The following is a 26,437-nucleotide window of genomic DNA, read 5'->3' on the forward strand; positions in this document are numbered from 1 at the left end:
TTAAAATATCTTCTTTTTAAAAACGCATTCCTAGACGAAGATTAAAAACTCTTGGCGATAAATAATTAGGAATTGCGTACATCTGCTTACTGTATACATCTCGAACAAATGTGTTCGTGATTGAGTTTTGATTATCAAATAAGTTGAATATTTCAAATCCTATATTTAATTCTTTGAACACTTGAAGCCAATGCCCTTCTGATCGTTTTACAGGGTTATTAGGATCTACAATTACGTAGGAAAATCCAACATCTGCTCTTCTATAATCCGGTAATCGGGTTTGGTAATCATACGGATCTGCATAACGTGGTGAACCTCCGGGTAGACCGGTATTGTAAACTAAATTTAAATACATTTTTAAACTCGGAATTTTAGGCACATAATCTTGAAATAAGATACCAAATTTTAAACGCTGATCGGTAGGCCTGGAAATATATCCGCGATTGTTGATGTTTTCTTCTGTTTTTAAATACCCGAAACTCAGCCAACTTTCTGTGCCGCGAACAAATTCACCATTTAGACGTAAATCTAATCCGTAGGCATAAGCTTCGGCGCTATTATTAGCACGGTAACGGATACGTACATTTTCAATCGTATACGGATTTACATCAGTTAAAGATTTATAGTATACTTCAGACACTAATTTAAACGGACGATCATCCATCTTAAAACTAAAATCGTTTCCGGCTACAATATGAATGGATTGTTGAGCTTTAACCCCAGGTTGAACAGTTCCGGTAGAATCTCTTAATTCTCGGTAAAACGGGGGTTGATGATAAAAACCTCCAGAAACTCTAAAAAGCATATCAGTTTCCCAGTCAGGCTTAATAGCAAATTGAGCACGCGGACTGATTACACTTTGGGTTGTACTTTTGATGTTTTCTCCGCTTACAGTCCAAGTATGTGAACGAACCCCAGCATTAAACCAAGCTTGGTGTGAACCTAGTTCTGTTTGATAACTCCACTGTAAGAAATTTTGAAACCGATCTATTTGTGTCTTGTTAGTTGCCCTAATACTATTATAAGGAACAAGCGGACTAGCGTAAGCTTCGTAGGGTTGGTTGTTTTTAAAATCATCTAACGGTGGTCTAATAGAAAATCCGGCAGAATCAATTACTTCAAATTCTCGTACACGATCACGAATATCTTCGTGTGTATATTTTACACCATATTCAAACTGATGATCTTCTACGTCTACAGTTCCCCGATGTTGAAAATTAAAAATAAGGGCATCTAAATCATTTCTGGCATGGGTTAATTGAGCGCCAACTCCTTCGGTAAACTCTACTTCTCCTAAGTTTTCTCCACCGATTGAGGCATTTGGTTCTCCTAATCTATATTCTGCAAAAATATCATAATACTCTTGTTCTTGCGTATTGTAAGTAGAAGCTATTAATTTTGCTGTATAATTTTCTGATACTTTGTAGGTCGCCTTTAAAGCTCCAAAATAGGTTTCATATTGATCTTGTTCCTGTCCTTCATAAAAAATAAGTAGTGCTCTGGGATCTTGTAATGTTCCGAAATTGGTTTGGCGTGTTTCGGGTTCGTAATCGTATTTATTGATAGAAATATTTCCCAAAAAGCCTAATTCAAATTTATCATTAAACTGATAGGTAAGGTAGGTTTGCGCATCGGCAAAACGTGGTCTAAAGTTTGTTTCGGTTTCTTTTGCGTTTACAAATAAACTGTTATCGCGATAGCGTAAGCCCAAAATAGCTGAAAGGTTTCCGTCTTTAGAAACACCTTCAATAGAAGCACTTCCTCCTAAAAAACTAGCTTCAACTGAAGCCCCAAAATCTACGGGTCTTCTGTAATCAATATCTAAAACGGATGATAATTTATCGCCATATTTTGCTTGAAATCCTCCGGCTGAAAAATCTACATTTCTTACTAAATCTGTATTTACAAAGCTTAAACCTTCTTGTTGTCCAGAACGAATTAAAAACGGACGATAAACCTCAATTTCATTTACATACACTAAATTCTCATCGTAATTACCTCCACGAACAGAATATTGCGTGCTTAATTCGTTATTAGAGCTTACGCCGGGTAAGGTTTTTAAAAGGTTCTCTACGCCGGCATTTGCACCCGGGATTTTCCTTACTGTTTCTGGTTCTATGCTTACAATACCTTCAACACGTTTGTTTTTTCTTCCCGAAATGACCACGCGACCTATTTGCTCTACACTAGTTTTTAAAACCGGGTTTATTTCATTTGACTCACCTGCTGCTAAAGCCGGAATACTCAAAGTAACTTGTTTTAAACCAACATAAGAATAGGTGAGGGTAGTTTTTTTATTAGCCGGGATTTCTATGTAATAAAATCCATTTTCGTTGGTTTGCGTTCCGCCTCCGGGATAAGAAACGTTGGCTGAAGGAATTGGGGTTTGCGCTTCGTCGAAAACAATACCTTTAACAACAGCTATTTCTTGTGCTACTGAATATAAACTAAAACAAAATGAAAAAATTATGCTAAGAGAAATGGATAGTTTCAAGATAAATTGGCTTTATTGGCACCGCCAAAGGGTAACACCCCCCGAAGCTTGCCTTGAAATTGAAAATTTGTTTCTAAGAAATGCCTCGTGAGCTTGCTCATAAGGTAGTTTACTTTTTTCTAAAAAATGTGCCTTCAAATGTAGTACTATTTCCGACATTATCAACCACGATGATTTTTAAATTATTTTCTGTTATGTTAACGACATTATCATTAAAATCGTATACAAGGCTGTCTGTTTTATAATCGTATTCCATTAAAATAAACTCTCCGTTAATCGTAGCACGATAACTGCTAATACCTGTTTCATCATCAGCTATTTTAAATTTAAGAAAGCGATAATTAGACATCCATTTTCCTTCTCTAAAATTAATAGGTGTAATTCTTGGCGGCTTGGTATCACTCATTAATTTATAGGTGCCAAATGTCCTGGTGCGTACAGTAAACCGATTTCTTTTTTTGTACGTATCTTCATAATATGGAGTGCCCCAATCACTCATTCGGGCAATATATAATTGTTTTTTATCTTCTTCGGTATAATGACTCACGTCAAAGCCTATGCTTATATTTTTATGAAGCGGAATAGCATCATTGCCAATAGTAATGCTTTCTCCTTCTGTATTTAACTGAAAATAAACATCATCATATAAAGCGCCTTTAGGAATGTAAACATCAAATTTACCCTCATCAAAAGCTACGGCTTCATTTGCTCTAGCAAAATAATCGGTTTTTATAATATCTTCAGTAATAATCTCAGCGGTAGTTAAAGCTTGATCCTTAATTGGGATTTTTACGGTACTTATATTTCCTTTAAAATCTTCAACATTTATAGTGTAAATATAATCTAGGCTATCTTTTACCGTGATAAATCCGTTATGATGAAATTGTTTTAGAATACTCAGTGGATTATTGGGTTCTATGAATAATTTCTGAACTCTATTGCGTTTGTTTTTATAATAATCGTAATCTATAAAACGATTAATGTAACGCGATTCGGCAAAAGAAAATCGACTAAAATCTGCTTCAAAAAGTTGAGATCCATTTAAAAAACTACTGATTTTAAAAACACCATTTTGGTTAGCGGCATAATTTAAACGATCTATAGTAGAAATACCAAAACCAATTTTTCCGTGCGCTTTAAGGCTTTCGGTTTCGTACACTCCATTTCCTTTAGGGATCAGCCGTAATTGTTGTCTTTTTTGAATGCCATTTACATGGGCAGTTTCACCTTCAGGATATACCAAGATATTTTTTACAATGGGTGTATAAGTATCTTTAATCTCGATTCCAAAATGCAATGGGTTTATGGGACGTTGCTGACTGTCTCTAATTTCAAAGTGCAAATGCGGTCCGCCGCTTCCTCCACTATTTCCACTGAAGGCAATAACTTCATCTTGTTTTACTTGTAAATCTTCGGTTTGCGGAAAAACTTGAATTTCATAACTTTCTTCTTGGTATTGTCGCTTTTTAATGTAAGCTTCAATTTTAGGGGAAAATTTATTCAGGTGTCCATAAACACTGGTATATCCATTTGGATGTTGAATGTACAGTGCTTTTCCGTATCCGTAATGGGAGATTTTAATTCTACTTACATAACCTTCTGCACTTGCTAAAACATTTAAGCCTATGCGCTGTTGGGTTTTTATATCCATTCCACTATGAAAATGGTTAGAGCGTAACTCGCCAAAGGTTCCCGATAAGATTAAAGGAACATCTAAGGGATTTTTAAAATAATCTTGTGGATAAGAATTTTGAGCATTTAAAAAAAAGCCAGTCAATAAAAATCCGATTAAAAAAAATAAGCGCATAAATAGGTGTTTAACAAATTATAGAAGCAGGTTTGAAAGATAGCTCAAAGTTTATAAATAGCAAAAAGCTTAGCCTGTGTGAACAAAAGAAATTAATTTTTGGTTAAAAATAATTTCTAAACTATTGTCATATTCCTTAAGGTATGTTAACTTTGTGCGAGAAGCATTACGATAAGCGCTGATGAGTGATTTGGTTGAAATAGTTGATTCTCTTGAAAATAAGCTTAGCAAACTGTTACATAAGTATGAACTTTTAAAGCAGGCTAATCTTCAATTAGAAGAATCTTTAGAGAATGAGCATAATAAATTCAATAAAATTAAAACTAATTTTGTTGCCTTAGAAAAAGAAAACCAAACACTGAGAGCTGCAAACGCAATGCTGGGCAGTAACGAACATAAACGAGAAACTAAACTCAAAATAAATAGCTTAATTCGAGAGATTGATCAGTGTATCGTTCAACTTTCAGAATAAAATTATTGAATGAATGGAAAGCTGAAAATAAAACTTTCAATCGCAGACCGGGTTTATCCTTTAAGTATTGCGCCAGAGCAAGAAGAAGGATTACGAAAAGCTGCAAAAAAAATTGAAGTAGTAATTAAGCAATTTGAGCAAAGTTACGCCGTTCGAGATAAGCAAGATGTATTAGCCATGTGTGCTTTACAATTTGCTTCAAAAAGCGAACAGCAATATATAAACAAAAGTGACCAAGTACTTAAAGCAGAAGAAAAGCTAAACGCTTTAAATGAACTTTTGCAAGAGCATTTGGCCAATAAATAGAAACGTTCTTTAAAATAAACAATAAGGTTTACTGCCTGTATTAGTTATTCTTTTTGATAAACTCAACACATATCAATTAAAAAGGGTGAGTCTAAGTTGTAAAAGCAAGCCGTCTTTAGAACGGATCCTTGATCAGCTTGTTAGCCCTAAACCTGTTTCGACGGAGTTTAATACAAAACATGCTAATACAGGCTTTTTTTATATATAAAAATAACATATGGATATAACAACAATCGTAGTAGCGGTAATCGTAGGAATTGTAGGAATAGTAATAGGCTATTTAATTGCAAATGCAAATCAGAAGAAAAAAGCGACTTCTATTTTAGCTGAAGCTGAAAAGAATGCAGCAACAATAATAAAAGAAGCTAAAGCAGAAGGCGAGAGCAAGAAGAAAGATAAAATACTGCAAGCCAAAGAAAAATTTATAGAATTAAAATCGGAGCATGAAAAAGTAATTCTAGGAAGAGATAAAAAAATTGCAGAAGCAGAAAAGCGTACACGTGACAAAGAATCTCAAGTTTCTAGTGAGCTTGCCAAAAATAAAAAGCTCAACAAAGAGATAGAAGAAAAGGTAAAGGATTATAACTATCGTAACGAGTTTTTAGATAAAAAACAGGAAGAAATAGAAAAGCTTCACCAAAGTAAGGTTAAGCAACTAGAAGTAATTAGCGGTTTAAGTGCAGAAGATGCTAAAGAGCAATTAATAGAGTCTTTAAAAGAATCTGCAAAGACCGATGCAATGGCGCTCATCCAAGATACGGTAGAAGAAGCAAAACTCACAGCACAACAAGAAGCTAAAAAAATTGTCATAAATACCATTCAACGTATTGGTACAGAAGAAGCAATTGATAATTGCGTTTCAGTTTTTAACTTAGAAAGTGACGACGTAAAAGGAAGAATTATAGGTCGTGAAGGAAGAAACATTCGTGCCATTGAAGCAGCTACTGGTGTAGAAATTATTGTAGACGATACCCCAGAAGCAATTATTTTGTCTTGTTTTGATGCAGTTAGAAGAGAAGTTGCCCGTCTGTCATTACATAAATTAGTAACGGATGGAAGAATTCATCCGGCTAGAATTGAAGAAGTAGTTAAAAAAACTCGTAAGCAAATTGACGAGGAGATTATTGATATTGGAAAGCGCACTGTAATTGATTTAGGAATACATGGATTAAATCCTGAATTAATAAAAGTTGTTGGTAGAATGAAATATCGTTCTTCTTACGGTCAGAATTTACTTCAGCACTCGCGTGAGGTTGCTAAACTTTGTGGAGTAATGGCAGCAGAATTAGGTTTAAATCCAAAACTAGCAAAACGTGCCGGATTATTACACGATATTGGGAAAGTTCCAGAAACTGAAACAGAAATTCCTCATGCTATTTTAGGAATGCAATGGGCAGAAAAATATGGAGAGAAAGCAGAAGTTTGCAATGCAATTGGAGCGCACCACGACGAGATAGAAATGACCTCACTACTATCGCCAATTATTCAAGTTTGTGATGCCATTAGCGGCGCAAGACCAGGCGCAAGACGTCAAGTTTTAGACTCGTATATTCAGCGTTTAAAAGATTTAGAGGAAATTGCTTTTGGCTTTCCAGGTGTTAAAAAGGCTTATGCAATACAAGCGGGTAGAGAATTGCGTGTAATTGTTGAAAGTGAAAAAGTAACCGATGAAAAAGCATCAAACTTATCTTTCGAAATTTCACAAAAAATACAAACAGATATGACTTATCCGGGACAAGTTAAAATTACAGTTATTAGAGAAACCCGAGCGGTTAATGTAGCAAAGTAATTTAAATTTTACTATGAGTTTATAAGCCGATTCTTTTTTAGAGTCGGCTTTTTTATTTTACTTATCTTTTACAGGGAAACCACGATCACGCATTAAGGCATCTATTGTTGCTTCTCTTCCTCTAAATTTTTTATAAGCCTCAGCAGGATCAATAGCATTTCTTGGAGCAAATAAGTACTTCACTAATTTATCAGCAATTTTTTTATCGTAAAATCCACCTGGAGAATCGGCAAAAGCCTCGGCGGCATCAGAAGTTAAAACATCTGCCCATAAATAACCATAATACCCTGCAGCATATCCTTCTCCTGAAAAAATATGCCCAAAATGAGTTGGACGATGACGCATCACAATTTCCTCAGGCATTCCTAAAGAATCTAAGGTTTCTTGTTCAAATTCGGTTACATCATCTATTTTTTCAGGATCGGCAGTGTGAAATTTCATATCCATAATTGCCGAAGCTAAAAATTCAGTAGTTGCAAAACCTTGATTAAACGTCGCAGCACTTTTTATTTTCTGAACCAATTTTTCTGGAATAACCTCATCGGTTTTATAATGACGTAAAAAATTATTAATTACTTTATCCGTATATAACCAACGCTCTAATAATTGTGATTGAAACTCTGTATAATCACGTACACCACCATTTAAAGTCGGATATTTTATATCGGCAGAAAGAAAATGTAAAGCATGACCAAATTCATGAAAAAATGTTTCAGCATCATCCCAAGAAACTAAAATCGGCTCTCCGGGAGCGGGCTTTATAAAGTTAGAATTATTAGACGCTAAGACAGGTTTATTTCCGGTTAATTCAGCTTTACTTCTATAGGTTGTCGCCCAAGCACCTGATCGCTTACCTTGTCGTGCATACGGATCTAAATACCAAAGACCAATAATTTTATCGTCTTTAGTGACTTCATAAACCTCAACATCTTCATGGAAAACAGGAACACTTCCATCGGTGATTTTTGAAAACTTATAGTCAAATAATTCACCGGCTGTAAAAAATAACGCCTCTTTTAAATTATCTAATACTAAATACTCTTTAATCTCTTCACTGTCTAAATCGTATTTATTTTGACGCACTTTTTCAGCATAATAACGGTAATCCCAAGGTTTAATAGTGATTTCATCATTGTTACGGTCTGCAATAGCTTGCATTTCTTTTACTTCCTCTTTTGCTCTTGCAATGGCTGCCGGCCAAACTTGCATCATTAATTCCATCGCTTTTTTAGGATCTTTTGCCATTCTATTTTGTAATCGCCAAGCGGCAAAGTTTTTATAGCCTAATAATTTAACACGCTCATCTCTAAGTTTTAAAATCTGTTTAATAACAGATTTATTATCAAATTCATCGTTATTATCACCTCTTGAATAATAGTTTTTCCAGACTTTTTCTCGAAGTTCTCTATTATCTGAATAAGTTAAAAAAGGATCCATTGAAGAACGCGTATTTGTAATAGCAAACTCTCCTTTTTTCCCTAAACTTTCTGCCGCACTAGCTGATGCTTTTTGAAATGATACAGGCAAACCTTCTAATTGATCTTTATTTAGAAAGACCACATAATTTTCTTCTTCAGCCAAAACATTGGTAGAAAATTTTGTATATAATTTAGATAATTCTTGTTCAATTGTTGCATAACGCTTTTTATCTTCTTCCGAAAGATTTGCTCCGTTCATTACAAAACGCTCATAAATTAAATTGAGTGCGCGTTGTTTTTGGTCGGAAAGTGAATCTTGTTGAGATTTTTTATAAACGCTTTTAATACGCTGAAACAATGCTTCATTTTGAAGTATTTTAGATTCGTAAGAAGAAATTTCAGGCGCTAGCTCTTTTTGAATTTTACGAAAGTCTTCTGAAGATAAATTACTACTATAAATACTATAATAGGTAAAAGCACGATCTAACGCTGAGCCGGCTTTTTCCATTGGAATAATTGTATTTTCAAAAGTTGGTGCTTCTGTATTGTGAGTAATAGAGTCTAATTCTTGTAAATGCCGTTCCATTCCTTTACGAATTGCTGGCTTTAACATAGAAACTTGCATCTCATCAAAAGCAGGAACACCTTGGTAAGGACCCTCCCACGGTGATAATAATTCAGGTGTTTGTGTCACTTGTTTATTTTTTTCATTGGTATGCACTAAAACAAACTAATAACGCTATACTAAAATATCTTATATTTTTTTTCATCTTATGCTTTTTCAGGATCTATATAGACGTTTGTTTTTTGCTTTTTTCTGTCTCTTAAAGGAGATTTTCTGGGCATGGTTCTAAAAATATGATCCCATAATGGAGAAGAAACCCCAAAAGCTCGGTCAGATTCACGATAATGATGAATACTATGGTGGTGCCATAAGATTTTTAAAAAATTATTTGGCACTTTAAATGCATGAACGGAGTAGTGTACCGCTAAATACAAGGCGTAACCGATTAAAAATCCTGATAAGAACCCAAATACATAATCGCCTAAAACCACTCGGTAAATAATAAATAAAACCGTAGCAATTACTAAACTTAATATCGGCGGCATAGCTAATCTAGACTTGTCTTTTGGGTAATCGTGATGCACCCCATGCATAGTATAAGATATTTTCTTTTTGCGTTCTGATGTGGCAGGAATATGATACAAATATCGATGCATTACGTATTCTACAAAAGTGAAGAAAAATAAACCTGCGAAAAATAATAAAACCATCATCGGCGCTTCAAAGCCTTTTTCAATAATTCCATAATAAATAAGCGCTGCTGAAATTGCAGAAAAAATAATCAGCGGTAAAGAAATATGGGTATGTGTTAATTTCTCTAGTATTGGGTTATTAAATAATTTCGGTGATCCTTTATGTTTTGGACGTTTCAATTTTGTTGATTCCATAGCGTTTTTTATTAAAATAAACCGTGTAATTCGGTGTCAATTTTATGTATGATATTTCCTAAATCTTCTTTTTCTTCGACAAAATTAATATTGTCTACATCAATAATCAATAAATTACCTTTGGAGTAATCATGAATCCAAGCTTCGTAGCGTTCATTTAATCGACTCAGATAATCTATTGAAATGGAGGTTTCGTAGTCTCTCCCTCTTTTTTGTATTTGATTCACCAAGTTAGGAACGCTGCTACGCAAATAAATGAGTAAATCGGGTCCTTTGGTAACACTTTCCATTAAATCAAAAAGTGCGATATAATTTTTGTAATCGCGATTAGTCATTAACCCCATCGCGTGTAAATTGGGGGCAAAAATATACGCGTCTTCATAAATAGTTCGGTCTTGAATTATACTTTTACCACTTTCCCTAATTTCTAGAAGTTGCCGAAATCTACTGTTTAAAAAGTATACTTGCAAGTTAAAAGACCAACGCTCCATTTGGTTGTAGAAATCTTCCAAATAGGGGTTTTCTAACACATCTTCAAACTGTGCTTCCCAACTATAATGCTTAGCTAATAATTGAGTTAGTGTCGTTTTTCCGGCTCCAATATTTCCGGCAATGGCTACGTGCATAGTGCTTATTTTGGTAGATTCAGTACGTAATGAAAAACGTATTTCCCGTTGTAAATATAAAGGTTTTCATTAGCCAAATAAAAATCTTTAACTTCAATTTCAGAAATGGAAATAGGTTTGAAGCTGTTTGTATTTTGTGTTAAAACACTTAATTGATTATTGTTCAGGCTAATTAAAACTTTATTGTCTTGTACTATGGCAGAAATTCCGTTTTTAGGAAAATCATTGATTAAACTTCCATAAGAATTAAATTGTTGAAGATTTTTTTCGGTTAATAGCCAGCAAAAATTAAAATTACTTTTTTGTTGTAGAACTTCTTGTGCAATGGGCTGTGTTTTAGAAAGCTGGACGTTTCTATTATAATCAAATAATTCTAATTGCTGTAAATCTAAATTAAAAATCCAGAGGCTTCTGTCGTTTGCTGTAGTTGCAAAACCCACGTTTCTGAATTCTGCAATGGTGTTAAAATTAATACGTTTTATTTCATTGAGGCGATTGTCTAGAATAACAACTGTATTCAAATCACGGTAAAAAAGTGTAATTTTTAATGGGTTTAAAAGATCAACTGAAGTGAGCTTTCCTAATTGTATATCAGAAAACTGATACATTTTTTGTGTGCCTGATTCTACTTTAAAGAAAATATTTTTATCGATAAAATAATAATTGTCAAATTTATCGACTCCAATAAAACGCTCTTTTTTAAAAGGATACTTATCAATAAAATCTACTGAAATTTCCTGAGAAATTCCATTGATAAAAAAAAGGAGACATAAAAAGCTTAAAAAGGTTTTCATAAAGTGAATATACAAATTTTACCCATACCAATTCCATAGACAATCAATGCTGTCGGTTAGTAAATGAAAATTAAGTCCAATAAAGATTATTTTGAGAAGTTTATGTCGAATAAAAACCGCTCCAATAACGTAAAAAAACCAAGCGATATAAGTGTGCAAAAAATGGAAATTAATGCTGCACCGGTTCGGTTCAAAAATTGGAGTTGCCCAGAGGTGATCTAGATCAATGAGCATGGTTAACGCTAAAATAAACCAATAAAACTTCCATTTTTTGGCATCGTAAAAATAAGCAATAAGGACTATTGCTCCAAAATGTAAACCATAATGCACTAAGGGTTGAAGCATATCTTAGCTTTCGTCTTCGTCGGGTAAAAGTAGGTTTTTTAACTTTCGCTCTAAGGCTATATAGCGCCAAATCCCGATAATAATAAATAGCACGCAAATTACTAAAGATGCGTAACCCACCCAATGTAAACGCGGATATTCTTTTAATTGAAGAAGAGCAATACCGCCAACTAACAAATAAAGTGAAGCGCGAATATAAGCTAAAAGCGTTCGCTCGTTCGCTAATTTTGTACGCTCTAACGCAAGATGTTCTCGTAATTTTTTTTCGTTAATTACTTGCGGTTTAAACGGATTGTGAAGTTTGACTTTTTTCATAATTAAAACGGGAAAAATATTGGAATTATAAACGAGGCAGCTATCCAAATAATAAAATTTAATGGCGTTCCAATCTTCAAATAATCATTAAACTTATAATTTCCCGGTGCGTAAACCATCGTATTTGTTGGGTAACTAACCGGTGTCATAAAAGTTAGCGAACAAGCAAACATTACCGCAATTAAAAACGGTTTCGGGTCTACTTGCATAATTTCAGCTAAGCTAATTACAATTGGTGTCATTAAAACTGCTGCCGCTTTACTCGATAATACATTTGTCGATAAAAAGGTAAATAAAAATAATAAACTTAGTGTTATTCTTGGGTCTAAACCACCAATACTATTAAAAATTAACTCTGAAATTAACTCAGAACCGCCTGTTTTTTCAAGTGCTTTTCCCATCGATAAAACGCCGGCAACCATAAAAATTACTTTCCATTCAATCGCTTCATAAGCTTCTTTAGGCTTTAAAATCGTAGTTGTAACTACAAGCAAAGCACCAACTAAAGCACTAATTAAAATAGAAGTTAAATTTAAAGCTGCAGAAAGAATTACACCAATTAAAATGAGCAAAGCCGGAATCGCTTTTTTTAAATTCAATTTTCGCTCTTGATATTCAGATAAGGTAACTATAAGTTTTTCTGAAGTTAAAGTCTGTAAGCTCTTTTCTGAAGCGAATAAAAGCAACATATCTCCTTCTTTTAACGGAACATTCGACACGTTTTTAGTAATGGTTTCTTTTCGATGCCGAATCGCTAATACCGAAGAATAATATGTATTTCTAAAATTAATTTGTTTTAATGATTTACCCGCTAAATAAGAACCATACGGAATCATTACTTCGTAAACTTTTTTCTCGTTATGATCATCCAAAGAAGCATCGGCGCCGGTAAACGAATAGGTTTTTAGTTCTTTTAATTTTGCAAGTTTTCGCGGATCGATCAAGATTTTAATTACATCATTTTCGCGCAAAACCGTTTCTTCATTAATTTCATACACCCGCCAATGTCTACGTTTAATGGTTAAAATTTGTGCCTGAAAATCTTGAATTAATTTACTTTTCGTAAGCGGTTTGTCAATATCTGGATTTTCAGATAATATTTGAACTTCGGTCATATAATCTTCCGCTTCTTTTTTCAGAAAATGTTCTTTCCCGTGTCGCTTCGGAAGTAAAATAGGAGCAACAATAAAAATATAAGTCAGCCCAATTACCGAAATACAAAGTGCGGCAAGCGAAAATTCGAACATTCCAAAAGCTTCAGAACCAAGTTTTTTCGCATAACTACTTACTAAGATGTTTGTTGAAGTCCCAATTAAAGTACATGTTCCGCCAAATAAAGCTGAAAATGAGATCGGAATAAGTAAGCGCGAAGGCGGAATATCGGTTTCTCGACAAACCACCAACGCCATCGGAATTAATATTGCAACCACTGCCGTATCGTTTATAAACGCTGAAAAAACCGCCGCGGTCACACAAAAAACCATGAGGGCAAAAACATAATTTATCTTCGCAATCCTAATAATTTTGCTGCTCAAACCGTCTATTAATCCCGTTTTAAAAATCGCCGCGCTAATCACAAACATACAACCTAAGGTGATGGTCGCCGGATGATTAAATCCTGCAAAACCTTCCTCGGGGTTTAAAACGCCGGAAACAATAAACAAAGACATGATTAAAATGGAAGTTGTGTCGATCGTAAAATAATCTTTTACGAACAAGAAAATTCCAATCGCGATAACTGCAAAAGTGATGTATAAATACATTTTTTAAATAGAGCCTTTTAATGACTTTGCAAGTAAAAATACTATTTTAATGACGAATTTAGTGGTAACTTTTTTAATTAAATAAAGACCGGTTCACTTTAATTGTCAACCGGTCTTTTTTATAATCTCATTATAAGAAATTACTCTTGAGGAATATCTTGCGTTTCATTTCTAAAAACCAATTCATCATCAAATGCATCAATTAGTATGATACTATCTGTTGTAATTTTTCCTGAAAGTATTTCCTTAGACAATTTATTTAAAACTTCTTTTTGAATAGTTCGTTTTACCGGACGCGCTCCATATTGCGGATCAAATCCTTTTTTTGACAGATGATCAATTGCTTGTTGAGTTGCATCTAGCGTAATGTTTTGTTCACTCAACATTTTGGTGACACCTTTTAATTGAAGTTCTACAATTTCTTTTATATTTTCTTCATTTAAGGGTGTAAACATTACAATATCATCAATTCTATTTAAAAATTCAGGTCGAACTTGCTGCTTCAATAAGCCTAAAACTTCCACTTTAGCACTTTCCATCGCTGTTTCAATATCTTTAACAGCATCAAATTTTTCTTGAATTATGTGACTTCCCATATTCGAAGTCATAATAATAATCGTGTTTCTGAAATCTGCTAATCTTCCTTTATTATCAGTTAATCGACCTTCATCTAACACTTGCAACAAAATATTGAACGTATCTGGATGCGCTTTCTCAATTTCATCTAATAAAACCACGGAATAAGGTTTTCTTCTAACGGCTTCCGTAAGTTGCCCGCCTTCATCATAACCTACATAACCCGGAGGCGCACCAACTAATCGACTTACCGAATGGCGTTCTTGATATTCACTCATATCAATTCGCGTCATCGCATTATCATCATCAAAAAGATATTCTGCTAGAGCCTTAGCTAATTCGGTTTTACCAACACCGGTTGTTCCTAGAAATAGAAAAGAACCAATTGGTCTTTTTTGATCTTGTAAGCCAGCTCTACTTCTTCTAATTGCATCACTAACCGCAACAATTGCTTCATCTTGACCCACAACTCTACGATGGAGTTCATCTTCTAGTTTCAATAATTTTTCGCGTTCGCTTTGCAGCATTTTTGTTACCGGAATTCCGGTCCATTTGGCCACAACTTCTGCGATGTCTTCATTGGTAACTTCCTCTTGAATTAAAGATTTTTTGCCTTCACTTTTGTGCTCTTCAACTTCTGCTTGTAGTTTCTCTAAACGTTCTTGCGCTTCTTTAATTTTGCCATAGCGAATTTCAGCAACTTTCCCATAATCTCCTTCACGTTCCGCTCGTTCAGCTTCTAACTTAAAATTCTCAATGTCGGTTTTTGCTTGCTGAATATTATCAATAACACCTTTTTCATTTTGCCATTGCGCATTTAATTCTGAACGCTCTTCTTTTAAATTTGCTAAATCGGCTTGTAAAGATTTTAGTTTGCTTTCATCATTTTCACGTTTAATAGCCTCTAATTCAATTTCAAGCTGCATAATCTTTCTATCCAACACATCGAGCTCTTCAGGTTTAGAATTGATTTCCATTCGTAATTTTGAAGCCGCTTCATCCATTAAATCGATTGCTTTATCAGGTAAAAAACGGTTGGTAATATAGCGCTGTGAAAGTTCTACCGCTGAAATAATTGCCTCATCTTTAATTCTTACTTTATGGTGTGTTTCATATTTCTCCTTAATTCCACGGAGAATAGAAATCGCACTTTCAGTATCGGGTTCATCAACGGTTACTTTTTGAAAACGACGCTCTAAGGCTTTATCTTGCTCAAAATATTTTTGATATTCATCTAAGGTAGTCGCTCCTATAGCTCGTAATTCGCCTCTGGCTAAAGCAGGCTTCAAAATATTAGCCGCATCCATTGCACCCTGTCCTCCACCGGCACCAACTAAAGTGTGTATCTCATCAATAAACAAAACAATATTTCCATCGCTAGAGGTAACTTCTTTAATAACTGCTTTTAAACGCTCTTCAAATTCACCTTTGTACTTTGCACCGGCAATTAAAGCTCCCATATCTAGCGAGTAAATCTCTTTATTTTTTAGGTTTTCTGGAATATCACCCGCTACGATTCTGTGAGCTAAACCTTCAGCAATAGCTGTTTTACCAGTTCCGGGTTCACCGACTAACATAGGGTTGTTTTTTGTTCTTCGCGATAAGATTTGTAAAATCCTTCTTATTTCTTCATCACGACCAATAACGGGGTCTAATTTTCCGCTCTCGGCTAGCTGATTTAAATTTTTAGCATATTTATTAAGCGAATTATAGGTTTCTTCAGCACTCTGTGAAGTAACTCGGTCTCCTTGTCTTAATTCTTCAATGGCTGCTTTTAAGCCTTTTTCGGTTGCGCCTTGATCTTTTAAAATTTGAGCAACTTTACTTTTTGAGTTGAAAATTGCCAAGATTAAATGTTCGATAGAAATATATTCATCGTTCATTTTCTTAGCAATTGTGGTTGCTTCATTGATCATTTTCCCCGCCTCGCGTGAAAGCATTAAATCAGCACCACTTACTTTTGGAAAACTTTCTAAAGTATTGTCCAGTATTTGCGTAAACAGATTGACGTTAATATTTAATTTTTTTAATAAAAAAGGCGTTACATTTTCATCAATCAGCGTAATTGCTTTAAAAATATGCTCGTTTTCAATTTGTTGATGACCGTATTCTTGTGCAAGCTGTTGTGCTTGCTGAATGGCCTCTTGTGCTTTTATAGTTAATTTATTTAAATTCATTTTTATAAGGTTTTGAAAAATTTAATTCAATTTACGTACCCATTTCAAAGACAGACAAAAAGTCAGTTTATCTCAATTGAAAAGTGACATTTTTTCAGTTTTCATAAATAAATTTCAACTTCCTTTGCAATACAACTAAAATTGACTATTGTTTATATAAAGATAAAGTATATGGGATTATTCGGAAATATTTTTGGAGGAAATTCAGAAACTAAACCTGAATCTGTATTTCCTTGGGAAGCAATAAATACAGTAGAAAAATTAAATGAAATCGATTTAGTTTCCCAAGAAAAATTATGTGTGATTTTTAAGCATTCTACACGTTGCGGAATTAGTAAAATGGCATTGCGTCAATTTGAAAAAGAAGCAGAAATTAAAGAAGAAAAAGTAGTTTTTTATATGTTAGATTTAATTAGTTACCGTTCGATTTCACAACAAATTGCTGAACATTACAAGGTAACGCACGAATCACCACAAGTGATACTTATCAAGAATAAAAAAGTTGTTGCTCATAATTCGCACAGCGGAATTGATGCAACACAAATTGAAAAATTTTTATAAAAAGAGGATATCTAAAAATCATAGAAATCTGTCATTCTGAATTTATTTCAGAATCTCATCTTATTAAATTACAAGTAAGTATGAGAACCTGAATCGAGTTCAGGTTGACAGAAATAGACTTTTTAGATAACCTCTTTTATTTTTTTAATGAATTTTATTTCTTCTTAAAATCGAATACCGGTAAAAGCTTCGTGCTTACTTCACCAAAACCAATGCGTACCTCTTTATTTTCACAATGACCGCGCAAAATTACAGTATCATTATCTTCAATGAATTTTCGGTCGCTCCCGTCTTTTAATTTCAGTGGCTTTTTTCCATTCCAAGAAAGTTCGAGCATAGAGCCGTAACTATCTGGATTGCTACCAGAAATTGTTCCGCTTCCCATCATATCACCACTATTTATCGGGCAACCATTAATGGTGTGATGCGCTAGCTGCTGACTCATATTCCAATATAAATACTTGAAATTAGATTTTGCAATGCGATTTTCATCTTTATTTTCTGGTTTTAAAAACACTTCTAATTCAATATCGAACGTCTTTTTTCCTTTAGAAACTAAGTATGGTAAAGGCTCATTTTCCGGTTTTGGTCCTTCGGTTCTAAAAGGCTCTAACGCATCTAAAGTGACAATCCAAGGAGAAACAGATGATGCGAAGTTTTTAGCAAGAAACGGACCTAATGGGACATATTCCCAACGTTGAATATCTCTTGCGCTCCAATCATTAAACAACACCATTCCAAAAATATATTCTTCGGCATCTTCAACAGAAATTGGCTCACCTATTGGATTTCCTGCAGTGGTTATAAAAGCCATTTCCAATTCAAAGTCTACTTTTCGTGAAGGACCAAAAATTGGCTTATCTGCCCCGTGTGGCATTTTTTGACCTTGTGGTCGATGCACCGGAATTTCACTTGGAATTATAGACGAACTTCTTCCGTGGTAAGCAACCGGAACGTGCAGCCAGTTTGGAAGTAAAGCATTATCTTTTCCTCTAAACATTTCACCAACGTTAGTGGCGTGTTCTTTACTGGAATAGAAATCTGTGTAATCGCCAACCTGAACCGGTAATTGCATTTCTATTTCATCTAAGGTAAAAAGTACCGTTTTACGGTGATCTTCATTATTTTTTAAGCTTGTATTTTTTTCATCAAAAATATCTGCAATTCTATTTCTTACCGCACGCCAAGTTTTTCTACCATCAGCAATAAAATCATTTAACGTATCTTGAAGAAAAATATCGTCTGTTAACGGTATTCCTTCAAAATAACCTAATTGATGCAATGCACCTAAATCAATTGCGTAATCACCAATTCGTGTTCCTATCGTTATAATATCGTCTCGGGTTAAAAAAACACCAAAAGGAATATTTTGAATAGGAAAATCTGTTTGCTTAGGAGTTTTAAGCCAAGTTTTTCGGTTAGGATCGTTTGCGGTAATGACCATAAATATAAAATTCGTATAATTATTACAATAGTTTCTATTCAAATATATTATTTTCCCTTAATTAACCGAATGCTTTTTTTATTTTTGGGGAATAATTTAACGTATAGCTATGATTACTGAAAGAGATACCGCAATTTTTGACTTAATTGATGCTGAAAAAGAGCGTCAGATAAACGGATTAGAGCTTATTGCAAGCGAAAACTTTGTGAGCCAACAAGTTTTAGATGCTGCAGGTTCTGTATTAACCAATAAATATGCTGAAGGTTACCCGGGCAAACGTTATTACGGAGGTTGCGAAGTGGTGGACCAAGTGGAAGAACTGGCTATAGAACGCGCAAAAGAATTGTTTAATGCTGAATATGTAAATGTTCAACCACATTCAGGATCGCAAGCTAACACCGCTGTATTTTCTGCTTGTTTAAAACCTGGCGATAAAATTTTAGGATTCGATTTATCGCATGGTGGGCATTTAACACACGGTTCTCCAGTAAATTTTTCCGGAAAACTTTACAAGCCTGTTTTTTATGGTGTTGATAAAGAAACTGGTTTGATTGATTATGATCACGTACGTGAAATGGCAAAAAAGGAACAACCAAAATTAATTATTGCTGGGGCTTCTGCGTATTCTCGAGAAATTGATTATAAAAAATTTAGAGAAATTGCAGATGAAGTAGATGCACTTTTATTAGCAGATATGGCGCATCCAGCAGGATTAATAGCGAAAGGATTGTTGCAAGATCCGCTACCACATTGCCATATGGTAACCACAACTACGCACAAAACTATTCGGGGTCCACGTGGCGGAATGATTTTAATCGGTAAAGATTTTGAAAATCCATTTGGCTTAAAATTAAAAAACGGAAAACTAAAGAAAATGTCAACACTTCTTAATAGTGCAGTCTTTCCGGGAAATCAAGGTGGTCCGTTAGAACATATTATAGCTGCAAAAGCTGTTGCTTTTGGTGAAGCTTTAACAGATGAGTTTTTGCACTATATGGTTCAAGTGAAGAAAAATGCTAAAGCTATGGCAAGCGCGTTTGTAGAAAAAGGATATGATGTAGTTTCCGGCGGAACCGATAACCATATGATGTTAATTGATTTAAGAAATAAAAATGTTACCGGAAAAGAAGCTGAAGAAACTTTGGTAAAAGCAGAAATTACTGTAAATAAAAACATGGTTCCTTTTGATGATAAATCACCGTTTGTAACTTCAGGAATCCGCGTAGGAACCGCAGCAATTACAACACGTGGTTTAGTTGAAGAAGATATGAAAACAGTAGTAGATTTAGTAGATCGTGTTATAGAAAATCCTGAGGACGAAGCTACTCTTGAAACAGTGAAAAATGATGTTTATGCACTTATGCATAACAAACCATTATTCAAAATATAATGTAAATAACAGATATGAAAAAAATAATTTTCAGCCTTGCTTTTATCAGTATAGGTTTTGCCGGAATGGCGCAAGAGGAATACAAAGAAGAAACTCTAGAGGTAATTAAAATTCAATCAGGAGGACAATTTGAAGCTCTGATAGATCAGTTTAAAGCAGGGATACCTGATAGAAATAAAGAAGCTTTTGTCTCTGAAGTTAAAGCTGAACTACCAGCTTTGTATGAACAATTAGCCGATATCTATATGCAAGTTTATTCAAAAGAGGATATCGACAAAATAATGGATTTTTATAATTCTCCTATCGGACAAAAAATTCAAAAACAGACTCCAAAATTATTAGAAAAATCCACTCTAATTGGTCAGCAGTGGGGAATGCAGAAATTGCAACCTATAATTACAAAATACAGACAACAATAAATTATTTTTCAATTCTATTAAGGCCCTTTGCATTCACAAAGGGCTTTTTTTATTAACACTTTTTTAAACAGGCCTTGCAATATTATCTTGTACCTTAGATTATAAAATTTTCATTATGCGTCTATTTCCACTTATTTTACTGACCTTTTTTCTTTTTACAAACTGTAAAGAGGATAATTCAGAAAAAAAAACAGAGCAATTTTCAAATGAAATTTCTGAAGACGAATCTGAAAATCCTTCTTCAACCAATCAACATAATTCTCCACACAAAAAAAGTAGTGATAGTAAAACTAAACCAGTTAAAGCTATTAGCGGAATGTTTCAGCGTGTAAATGAAGACAGTACGCCAGGAAGTTGTAACTGCGATTGCTTAAGTATAGATTTTAGTAATCCACAATCACTTTGTATAGATAAAGAATCAGGATTAGAAATTCAGGTGAATTATAAAAAAATGGACAATGGAAAAGTAGCTATGTATTTAGTTGAAGGCAACGGAGACACAGAAGTACTTAAGAAAATTCCGTGGGAAAAGTTTGATAAAAATAAACCTCTTGCTAAAATCGATTTTACAGATACAAACCGTTTTACCTTAGATTGGGTCGGTTTTATGCTTAATGGTGAGGTAGCTGTAGATTATGCGATTTTAGGAAAGAAAAACTTAGAAGGAGATTTTCAAAAAATATAAAATTCTATGAAAAAAGTAACGGTATTTATTTTTTTATTATTAGGAATTGTTGCTTGTGGAAATAAAGCAAAAAAAGCAACCAATACACAGCAAAATCTTGTTAATGCAGAGCCGGTGCAAGTTGGCGAAACTCAACGAGGTTTTGAAAAAGCTTATTTTGCCAGCGGATGTTTTTGGTGTGTAGAAGCTATTTATGAAAGTGTAAAAGGTGTAAAAGAAGTGATTTCGGGTTACGCCGGCGGACATACCAAAAACCCAACTTACCAACAAAGCAATACCGGAAAAACCGGACACGCAGAAGCCGTAGAGGTTATCTACAATCCTGAAGTTGTTTCTTTTAAAACTTTAGTAGATGTTTATTTTGGCTCTCAAAATATTACTCAAAAAAGTGGTCAAGGTCCAGATATAGGCTCACAATACAGATCAATTATATTTTTTCAAAATGAAAAACAAAAAGAAATTATTGATGCTAAAATTGCGAAATTAAACAAGCAATACAATAATGAAGTTGCCGCAGAAGTTATGCCGTTTCAAAAATTCTGGGACGCAGAAGGGTATCATCAAGACTACAAGAAAAAACATCCCAATAATAGTTATATCCAAAATGTTTCTAATCCTCGGTTTAGAAAATTTAAAGCAAAATTCCCTGACCTTTTAAAAAAGGGTTATTGAAAAAACTTGATGGTAAGAGGATAATTTACTGGCTCGCCATTACTAGCTTTTATAGCATTAATTATAGGAAAAATAATTGCTAATAAACATACAGCCCCAAAAATAAAAAAGCCTATAAAAACCAACATAAGGATTGCTCCAATTATTGAATATATAAAGAAACTGATTTGAAAATTAATTACTTCTTTTCCTTGTGCATCCATTTGTTCAATTTCTTCTTTTTTTAGTTGCCATAAAATAAGGGGTACTACAAAACCACCAAATCCACTGACAAAGTTTAGTAATTGACTTAAATGAAGAATCATAAGCATTTGACGATCTTGTTTCTTTTCGGTAATAACTTCCATCATTTATAAAATTTATTGTATAGCCGTTTATTAATAAGACGCTTCAAACAAGTTTTTGTTACAAAACGTTTATTAGCTAGAATACAACCGGAGTTTCTTACCTTTGTCATATGATTTTAGAAGATACCATTGTAGCTTTAGCAACCGCTTCAGGAAGTGGCGCTATTGCAGTTATTAGAGTTTCAGGCCCTGATGCGTTTAATTTTACCGCACCTATTTTTAAAGCGAAAAATAATATAAGCCTCTTAAAGCAAAAATCGCATACCCTTCAATTAGGAAATATAATTGACGAGAATAGAATTATAGATGAAAGTTTAGTTTCCGTATTTAGAGGAAAACGATCGTACACCGGAGAAAACACTGTTGAAATCTCTTGCCACGGAAGTCCATTTATTCAACAAGAAATCATCAATTTATTATTGAATCAAGGTTGCAGATCTGCCAAACCTGGAGAATTTACTTTGCGTGCTTTTTTAAATGGAAAAATGGATTTGAGTCAAGCTGAAGCTGTAGCTGATTTAATCTCTAGCGACAATGCGGCTTCTCATCAATTAGCCATGCAGCAAATGCGTGGTGGTTTTGCATCTGAAATTCAAAAATTAAGAGAAGAACTATTAAATTTTGCTTCATTAATAGAATTAGAATTAGATTTCTCTGAAGAAGACGTAGAGTTTGCAAATCGGGAAGAATTTCAACGATTAATTACTAGGATTCTAAAAGTGCTCAATAAACTTATTGACTCCTTTGCTGTAGGAAATGTTTTAAAAAACGGTATTCCTGTAGCAATTGTAGGTGAACCAAACGTAGGAAAATCAACCTTATTAAATGCACTTCTCAATGAGGATCGAGCTATTGTAAGTGATATTGCCGGCACAACACGAGATACAATTGAAGATGAAATTTCTATTGGCGGTGTAGGTTTTCGGTTTATTGACACCGCGGGAATCAGAGAAACTACCGATGAGATTGAAGGTTTAGGTATAAAAAAAACCTTTCAGAAAATTGAACAAGCGCAAGTAGTAATGTATTTATTTGATGCATATAGAGTAAAAAATGAAAAAGTAAGTTTACAACAAGTAAAAACAGAAGTCGAAAAAATAAAAAATCGTTTTCCGGGCAAGCCTTTATTAATTGTTGCTAATAAAACAGACGTACTTTCAGAAAAAGAAAAACAAGCATTTCAAGATGAGATTTCTGATCTAAAACTGCTTTCTGCCAAAGAAAATGAAGGGGTAGAAATTTTACAGGATAAATTATTAGAGTTTGTTAATACCGGCGCCTTACGAAGTAATGATACAATTGTAACGAATTCTCGACATTATGATTCCTTATTAAAAGCACAGGAAGAAATAAACAAAGTTCAAGAAGGATTAAATATGGGATTAACAGGAGATTTACTGGCCATTGATATTCGACAAGCATTATATTATTTTGGTGAAATTACCGGAGAAATAACAACTGATGATTTATTAGGAAATATTTTTGCTAATTTCTGTATCGGGAAGTAAGTATCGTCCGTTTCGGGACTTATAAAATAAATAACCAACTTAAAATCCTACTTTTTAATCTTTAAATGTGATACATATCTAATTTAAATCTGAGTTTTTATGTTTATCATTTAATAGTTTATTGTATAATTATATATTTGCTAACCTGTAATAGTTAGTATTCTCTTTATAAGAATTTAAAAAGAGTGCAAGCGAGCTACTTTTAAAGATCTGGGACTAAAACATTCATTAGATGAATAAAAAATTAGTTATATTAATATTGTTATTGAACTCCTGTATAGCAGAAAAGCAAATTTCAGAAACAGGGGTAAATGAGATTCAATTTGGGAATGGTGGTGGATTTGCAGGTAAGGAAGTTGGCTTTACGCTCGGTCAAGATGGTTTAATAAAAAATCAGAATGACAGTATAGTTAATAAAATAGACAAAAAAGTGGTTTTATCAATTTTTAAAACCGCAAGTAAAAATAAAAATGTCGAATTCTTAAAACCACAAAATTTATATTCTTTTCTTACAATCATTAGCCCGTCGAGCCCTAATAAGATTATTTGGGGTAGAGAAACTAATACAGTATCTAAAGATATAAGAGATTTACATAAAAAATTAATGAATAAAGCAATTCAAAAAAATGAAGATAATTAGTATTAAAAAAAATCAACTTAAAATATGTCTATTGATAGTTTTGGCTATTATTAGTCAAAATATAATTGCTCAGACAAACGTTCAACAATCATCTGTTTCTAATAAGAATAATATTTTATCTCCAAGAGATTCGTCAAGAATAACAGACCTCAATAAGAAAATAAAAACTGAGAATGGTTCATTTTTTCTCAATCTGGAAAACAAAAAAATTACTTACAATAGCTTAAAAGAAAAATTAATTACTTTATTGGATTTTAATGATAAGCATGAGTTTAAAGAAATAGTAGAAAATAATGATGAAAATAAAAAAATCTTACAACATTATTATAAAGAAATTAAAGTTTCTGAAAGTATTATAATAGTTCATACAGAAAGTAATTACGTTAAAACGATTAATGGAAGAATTACAGAGTTTTCTGATATAAAAACCACTCTAGATATAAATGAAGATCAGGCATTTGAAAAGGCAAAAGAATATTTAAATGTTACAGAGCTTATACAAAGTTATCCTATTGAAACTGTAATCGCTACTGTTTCAAATAATGAAACTAGAAAAATTAAAACAGTTCAAAAAGTTAGAATCGACTCTTATAGTCCTTTTGAAATGTGTAATGTTTTAGTTGACGCAACTACAGGAGAAATTTTTAATAAAATTAACCTTGTTGCTCATGCTGATGTTCCTGGAACAGGTCAAACATTGTATAGTGGTAGTCAGTCCATAACTTGTGATAGTTATGAAGGAAACTATAGATTAAGAGAAACAGGACGAAATATTCAGACTTATAATGCAACTAATGCTACAAACTTAACATCAGGTGGTTTTACTGGAGCTACAGATTATATTAATTCCTCAACAACTTGGTCATCAAACCCAGCTATAGATGTGCATTGGGGAATGGAAGTTACTTATGATTTTTACTTAAATGAGATAGGTAGAGATAGTTATGATAATAATGGAGGACTCATAAGACAATATCTAAATTCTCCACTAACACAAGCAAACCAAGGAGGAGATCCTAATAATGCTTTTGCGCTAGAAGCGCCCTATAATATGATGGTCTATGGTTTAGGAGATGGACAATTTATGAATCCAGTTGTAGGACTTGATGTTGAGGGTCATGAGTTTACACATTTAGTTATAAATAATAATGGCAATGGAGGTTTAACTTATCAAGGAGAATCAGGAGCACTGAATGAGTCTTTTGCTGATATTTTTGGGATTTGTGTAGAGTTTTACTCAGGAGTAGATCCTGATTGGTTGATAGGAGAGAATATTATAATATCCGGTTCCTTTTTTAGATCAATGTCCGATCCTAACGGAGGAGAACAGCCAGACACTTATAATGGGAACTATTGGGTAGATCCGAATGATCTGTTTTTTGACAATGGAGGTGTTCATATTAATAGTGGAGTTCAAAATTATTGGTTTTATCTTTTAGCTGAAGGGGGAGTAGGAACAAATGATTTAGGTGATTCTTATTCTGTTTCAGGTGTAGGATTGGCAAATGCAAGAGATATAGCTTATCATAGTTTAACAAATTATTTACCGCCTAATGCGAGTTTTTTTGATGCTTATTATGGGTCTTTACAAGCTGCTGAAGATTTATTCGGAAATTCTTCAGCAGAATATATAGCTGTAGAAGAGGCTTGGTACGCAGTTGGTATAGGTAGTGATGAAGAACCTAGTAATTATTGTGACGGTATTACTCAGCTCAGTGAGCCTAGCGGAACTTTTACAGATGGAAGTGGCTCTTCTAATTATCAAGATAATTCAAATTGTTCTTGGGTAATAAACCCTCCTGATGCTACACAAATTACATTAACGTTTACATCATTTGATACAGAAGAAGATTATGATAAAGTCTTTGTTTATGATGGACCTGATGATAGTTATCCATTATTGGCAACATGGTGGGGGAATACATTACCATCAGAAATTAGTACTACGGAAGGAACAGGGGCTATGACGGTAAAATTTATTTCTGATTTTTCTGTTACTGAGAGCGGTTGGTCTGCTAATTATTCTTCTACAACATTAGGTTTGAATAAGTCTATTTTATCAGATCAATTAAGGATTTTTCCTAATCCTACAAATGGTTTATTTACTATTGAATCTAACTTAAATGAAAACATTGATCTTGAAATACTGAATCTATTAGGTAGACAAGTGCATAAAGCTGATTCTATGTCCCAAGGATTAAATAGAGTAGATGTCAGCAATCTAGATTCAGGGGTTTATATGTTGAAGTTTAAGGTGAATAAACAACAATTAGTTAAAAGGTTAATAATAGATTAATATAGGGATAATACAATAGCAAGAGATTGTCTGAAAAGGCAGCCTCTTGCTATTGGACTATTTTGAGTTTTTTAGTATTTTCTTGTAATGAAAGCTAAAGTCGTAGTTAAGTCTTTTACCTCCAAGTTATGATGATTTGGT

23 protein-coding genes and 1 other RNA gene are annotated in these 26,437 nt (G+C 33.6%); 12 read left to right on the forward strand and 12 right to left on the reverse strand.

The features are described from left to right. Positions 1–16: 16 nt before the first annotated feature. Both D9R05_RS12745 and D9R05_RS12750 read right to left on the reverse strand, forming a co-directional pair. Positions 17–2,494, reverse strand: coding sequence for a TonB-dependent receptor (locus tag D9R05_RS12745; protein ID WP_240463068.1), 2,478 nt, complete (start codon positions 2,492–2,494; stop codon positions 17–19). Positions 2,495–2,603: 109 nt separating this feature from the next. Continuing rightward, a complete protein-coding gene (locus tag D9R05_RS12750; RefSeq protein WP_121667606.1) occupies positions 2,604–4,301 on the reverse strand; it encodes a M23 family metallopeptidase in 1,698 nt (565 codons plus the stop codon). Positions 4,302–4,482: 181 nt separating this feature from the next. On the opposite strand from D9R05_RS12750, the gene D9R05_RS12755 reads away from it, so the two are divergent. The 4 genes from D9R05_RS12755 (at position 4,483) to rny (ending at position 6,868) form a co-directional block, all read left to right on the forward strand. Next, positions 4,483–4,773, forward strand: a complete 291-nt coding sequence (locus D9R05_RS12755; protein WP_121667607.1) for a hypothetical protein — start codon at positions 4,483–4,485, stop codon at positions 4,771–4,773. 9 nt (positions 4,774–4,782) lie between these two features. Continuing rightward, positions 4,783–5,079 carry a cell division protein ZapA gene (locus D9R05_RS12760; RefSeq protein ID WP_121667608.1) on the forward strand — a complete coding sequence of 99 codons (297 nt, stop codon included), beginning with the start codon at positions 4,783–4,785 and terminating at the stop codon, positions 5,077–5,079. Between the two features lie 60 nt (positions 5,080–5,139). Then, positions 5,140–5,248, forward strand: a non-coding RNA gene (ssrS, locus tag D9R05_RS12765) — 6S RNA. 48 nt (positions 5,249–5,296) lie between these two features. Continuing rightward, entirely contained in the window at positions 5,297–6,868 is a 1,572-nt protein-coding gene (gene rny / locus D9R05_RS12770; RefSeq protein ID WP_121667609.1) for a ribonuclease Y, read from the forward strand. A gap of 57 nt (positions 6,869–6,925) precedes the next feature. Here the strand turns inward: rny and D9R05_RS12775 are convergent, their stop codons facing one another. The 8 genes from D9R05_RS12775 to clpB all read right to left on the reverse strand — a co-directional run bounded on the left by D9R05_RS12775 (position 6,926) and on the right by clpB (position 16,334). Next, on the reverse strand, positions 6,926–8,980 hold the full coding sequence (locus tag D9R05_RS12775) for a M3 family metallopeptidase (protein ID WP_240463069.1): 2,055 nt from the start codon (positions 8,978–8,980) through the stop codon (positions 6,926–6,928). A gap of 77 nt (positions 8,981–9,057) precedes the next feature. Continuing rightward, positions 9,058–9,738: a sterol desaturase family protein gene (locus tag D9R05_RS12780; RefSeq protein WP_121667610.1), complete on the reverse strand. Its 681-nt coding sequence runs from the start codon at positions 9,736–9,738 to the stop codon at positions 9,058–9,060. An 11-nt stretch (positions 9,739–9,749) separates the two neighbouring features. Next, entirely contained in the window at positions 9,750–10,364 is a 615-nt protein-coding gene (locus tag D9R05_RS12785) for a deoxynucleoside kinase (RefSeq protein ID WP_121667611.1), read from the reverse strand. A gap of 5 nt (positions 10,365–10,369) precedes the next feature. Then, the gene (locus tag D9R05_RS12790) at positions 10,370–11,158 is read right to left on the reverse strand and encodes a hypothetical protein (protein ID WP_121667612.1); all 789 of its coding nucleotides are present in this window, start codon (positions 11,156–11,158) and stop codon (positions 10,370–10,372) included. Positions 11,159–11,176: 18 nt separating this feature from the next. Continuing rightward, entirely contained in the window at positions 11,177–11,503 is a 327-nt protein-coding gene (locus D9R05_RS12795; protein WP_121667613.1) for a DUF6122 family protein, read from the reverse strand. Positions 11,504–11,506: 3 nt separating this feature from the next. After that, the gene (locus D9R05_RS12800; protein ID WP_121667614.1) at positions 11,507–11,818 is read right to left on the reverse strand and encodes a DUF202 domain-containing protein; all 312 of its coding nucleotides are present in this window, start codon (positions 11,816–11,818) and stop codon (positions 11,507–11,509) included. 2 nt (positions 11,819–11,820) lie between these two features. Further along, entirely contained in the window at positions 11,821–13,581 is a 1,761-nt protein-coding gene (locus tag D9R05_RS12805; protein WP_121667615.1) for an SLC13 family permease, read from the reverse strand. A gap of 140 nt (positions 13,582–13,721) precedes the next feature. Then, a complete protein-coding gene (gene clpB / locus D9R05_RS12810; RefSeq protein ID WP_121667616.1) occupies positions 13,722–16,334 on the reverse strand; it encodes an ATP-dependent chaperone ClpB in 2,613 nt (870 codons plus the stop codon). 171 nt (positions 16,335–16,505) lie between these two features. Between clpB and ytxJ the strand changes: the two genes are divergently transcribed. Beyond that, entirely contained in the window at positions 16,506–16,895 is a 390-nt protein-coding gene (gene ytxJ, locus D9R05_RS12815; protein WP_121667617.1) for a bacillithiol system redox-active protein YtxJ, read from the forward strand. Between the two features lie 154 nt (positions 16,896–17,049). Here ytxJ and fahA read toward each other — a convergent pair whose 3' ends face one another. After that, a complete protein-coding gene (gene fahA / locus D9R05_RS12820; protein ID WP_121667618.1) occupies positions 17,050–18,339 on the reverse strand; it encodes a fumarylacetoacetase in 1,290 nt (429 codons plus the stop codon). A gap of 109 nt (positions 18,340–18,448) precedes the next feature. Here fahA and glyA point away from each other — a divergent pair, with 109 nt between their 5' ends. From glyA to msrA, 4 genes are all read left to right on the forward strand, one after another. After that, complete coding sequence (gene glyA / locus D9R05_RS12825; RefSeq protein ID WP_121667619.1) at positions 18,449–19,729, forward strand: serine hydroxymethyltransferase; 1,281 nt, start codon at positions 18,449–18,451, stop codon at positions 19,727–19,729. Between the two features lie 14 nt (positions 19,730–19,743). Beyond that, entirely contained in the window at positions 19,744–20,148 is a 405-nt protein-coding gene (locus D9R05_RS12830) for a DUF2059 domain-containing protein (RefSeq protein WP_121667620.1), read from the forward strand. A gap of 115 nt (positions 20,149–20,263) precedes the next feature. Next, positions 20,264–20,833: a hypothetical protein gene (locus tag D9R05_RS12835; protein ID WP_121667621.1), complete on the forward strand. Its 570-nt coding sequence runs from the start codon at positions 20,264–20,266 to the stop codon at positions 20,831–20,833. Positions 20,834–20,839: 6 nt separating this feature from the next. Further along, positions 20,840–21,505, forward strand: coding sequence for a peptide-methionine (S)-S-oxide reductase MsrA (gene msrA, locus D9R05_RS12840; protein ID WP_121667622.1), 666 nt, complete (start codon positions 20,840–20,842; stop codon positions 21,503–21,505). Here the strand turns inward: msrA and D9R05_RS12845 are convergent. Continuing rightward, positions 21,499–21,855, reverse strand: a complete 357-nt coding sequence (locus D9R05_RS12845; protein ID WP_317124602.1) for a DUF4870 domain-containing protein — start codon at positions 21,853–21,855, stop codon at positions 21,499–21,501. The two genes, msrA and D9R05_RS12845, sit on opposite strands and share 7 nt — an antisense overlap. Before the next feature lie 107 nt (positions 21,856–21,962). Here D9R05_RS12845 and mnmE point away from each other — a divergent pair, with 107 nt between their 5' ends. The 3 genes from mnmE to D9R05_RS12860 all read left to right on the forward strand — a co-directional run bounded on the left by mnmE (position 21,963) and on the right by D9R05_RS12860 (position 26,296). Further along, the gene (gene mnmE, locus D9R05_RS12850; RefSeq protein ID WP_121667624.1) at positions 21,963–23,360 is read left to right on the forward strand and encodes a tRNA uridine-5-carboxymethylaminomethyl(34) synthesis GTPase MnmE; all 1,398 of its coding nucleotides are present in this window, start codon (positions 21,963–21,965) and stop codon (positions 23,358–23,360) included. Positions 23,361–23,592: 232 nt separating this feature from the next. After that, positions 23,593–24,000, forward strand: coding sequence for a hypothetical protein (locus D9R05_RS12855; protein ID WP_121667625.1), 408 nt, complete (start codon positions 23,593–23,595; stop codon positions 23,998–24,000). A 40-nt stretch (positions 24,001–24,040) separates the two neighbouring features. Then, positions 24,041–26,296, forward strand: a complete 2,256-nt coding sequence (locus D9R05_RS12860; RefSeq protein ID WP_162984987.1) for a M4 family metallopeptidase — start codon at positions 24,041–24,043, stop codon at positions 26,294–26,296. Positions 26,297–26,437: the final 141 nt, after the last annotated feature.

Origin of the sequence: Mesonia aquimarina, from assembly GCF_003667275.1 — a bacterium.
Taxonomy (GTDB): domain Bacteria; phylum Bacteroidota; class Bacteroidia; order Flavobacteriales; family Flavobacteriaceae; genus Mesonia; species Mesonia aquimarina.